Below are 1,701 nucleotides of genomic sequence, written 5' to 3'. Positions count from 1 at the left end.
GGATAACAGGCTGATCTCCCCCAAGAGCTCATATCGACGGGGGGTTGGCACCTCGATGTCGGCTCGTCACATCCTGGGGCTGGAGAAGGTCCCAAGGGTTGGGCTGTTCGCCCATTAAAGTGGCACGCGAGCTGGGTTCAGAACGTCGTGAGACAGTTCGGTCTCTATCTACAGTGGGCGTTAGAAATTTGAGTGGATCTGACTCTAGTACGAGAGGACCGAGTTGGACTAACCTCTGGTGTATCTGTTGTTCCGCCAGGAGCATTGCAGAGTAGCTACGTTGGGAAGGGATAAGCGCTGAAAGCATATAAGCGCGAAACCCACCACAAGATGAGATTTCTTTAAAGGGTCGTAGGAGATTACTACGTTGATAGGTCATAGGTGTAAAGGCAGTAATGTCATAGCCGAGTGATACTAATAACCCATAGGCTTATTGTACGCCTGTTTTTTTACTAAGTACAATATATATTATTACGATTTTCATGTTTAATACACTAAAGTGTACTTTTTTCAGTATGTTATTTTATACGGTTAAGTAGATGATGTTAAATCACTACACACACCGAAAGATTTAAGGTGATTATTGCGATAGGGCTCACCTCTTACCATTCCGAACAGAGAAGTTAAGCCTATTTGCGCCGATGGTACTACATTCGTGGGAGAGTAGGTCGTCGCCTTTTTTAGAGAATCCTCAACATTTATTTGTTGAGGATTTTTTTTGTTTAAACTTTTTTTGAAACGAAGCATAAACCATATAAAAACGAATGTCTTAGACTACAGACTTATGTTGATAGGTCTTGCGCGAATGATAGCAACGGCATCCTTTTTTTTGTTGCAATTATGTTATTACTATCGAAAACACAATAAAAAAACAGCACTTCAACTCCTTGATTATTAGTTGTTAAAACCGAGTCTAAAAAAGAATAATAATAAACATTAAAATAAAGCTTGTGTAAGTAAAAAACAGTTGTACATTTGCAGCCGCTTAGCGCCGCAGTCACAACGACAAGGTGTAAGGCGAAGTTCCTAAACAAGACGAAATAAAATAATATAAAAAAGATTCAGAAAAGTCTTTTTATATTAAATAAAGGTTGTAAATTTGCAGCCGCTTAAAACGTCAACGTTAAGAGTGGGAAAGTTCAGTGAAATATCGGTGTTTAAAAAGAGAAAAAAGTTTTTAATTTTTTAATCAAAAAACATTGCACAGAATTAAAAAGGGTTTTACATTTGCAGCCCGCTAAGTGAATTAAATTTTAGTTAGCAAATACAAGATAAGAAACAAGTTCATACACATATTGAATTGACAGCGTAAGTTTATAACTGGAAACGGTTATAGACAAACAAGAGAATAAACCATTCGAGTACTAATTTAATTTCTTTGGTTGTTAAGCATATTAGTGGAAACACTTAAAAATTTAACGATGAAGAGTTTGATCCTGGCTCAGGATGAACGCTAGCGGCAGGCTTAACACATGCAAGTCGAGGGGTAACAGAGTAGCTTGCTATTGCTGACGACCGGCGCACGGGTGCGTAACGCGTATAGAATCTACCTTATACTAAGGAATAGCCTTTGGAAACGAAGATTAATGCCTTATAGTATGATGACTTGGCATCAAGATATCATTAAAGATTACGGTATAAGATGACTATGCGTTCTATTAGCTAGATGGTGTGGTAACGGCACACCATGGCTACGGATAG

At 38.4% G+C, this 1,701-nt stretch carries 3 rRNA genes; all 3 read left to right on the top strand.

Annotated features, from left to right (window positions below):
• Positions 1-438 (top strand): 23S ribosomal RNA (locus tag ASC41_RS03680); the annotation flags it as partial.
• Positions 439-572: 134 nt separating this feature from the next.
• Positions 573-680 (top strand): 5S ribosomal RNA (gene rrf / locus ASC41_RS03675).
• A gap of 738 nt (positions 681-1,418) precedes the next feature.
• Positions 1,419-1,701 (top strand): 16S ribosomal RNA (locus tag ASC41_RS03670); the annotation flags it as partial.

The sequence above is a fragment of the Lacinutrix algicola genome, from assembly GCF_001418085.1.
GTDB classification, from domain to species: domain Bacteria; phylum Bacteroidota; class Bacteroidia; order Flavobacteriales; family Flavobacteriaceae; genus Lacinutrix; species Lacinutrix algicola.
Note: the sequence above shows the minus strand (reverse complement) of the source record. Positions and strands in the feature narration are given on the sequence as shown.